This is a genomic window from Terrabacter sp. FW104-15G4B, from assembly GCF_058790095.1.
Map to the genome: position 1 here is coordinate 1 of NZ_JBYTCI010000071.1, position 632 is coordinate 632.

General features: G+C 69.3%; 1 protein-coding gene. It reads right to left on the reverse strand.

What is annotated here, in order from left to right:
- Positions 1 to 153 precede the first annotated feature (153 nt).
- Positions 154 to 632 (reverse strand): DUF1800 family protein (locus tag AC3WRT_RS20660; protein WP_492725286.1); only part of this gene is annotated, 479 nt, incomplete at its 5' end.

Genomic DNA, 632 nt, shown 5'->3' on the forward strand with positions numbered 1-632 from the left:
GCTCCGAGCGCCCCGGCGCCGGCGAGCAGGGTGCGGCGAGAGACCTGCGAGGTCAGCGCCTGACCCTGCGGACAACCACACCCCTCGGCGGGGGCAGGGCTTGTCTGTGACGCGTGGGAGGCGGTGTTTGCGTTGCTGGTCATGGTCGGATCCTCACCGGGTAGCGAAGTTGGGCGAGTCGAGAATCAGGGCAACGACGTGGGGGAGACGCCAGGTCACGGCCTGCGCCCCCGCGATCAGCGCATCGCCGGGGGCGTGGTCGACGAAGCGGCAGATCGCGTCGCGCTGCGTCGCGGTCAACGCAACGAGTACCTTGGCGGCAAGCCCGTCGATCAGACCCGCATATGTGGTCGGCAAGGGGGACGGGATCAAGGTGGTCAGGTCGGGACGTGTCATCGCCTTGAGCGTCCAGTTGCCGGCAAGGCTGAGGTGGAAGTTCCATCGGTTCAGCGTGCTCGAGGCGCCACTCCACGCGGCGGCGACATCGGGGTAGCCGTTCGGCGCGGGCCAGCCCATCGGCGCCTGGCCGAACGTGCCCATCAACCATAGGAACGACTGCAGGTCGCTCGGGGTCCCGCTGGCGGGGACGGGCTCTGGGGTCAGCCCGAGGATGCGAGCGGTTGCCAAGGCGT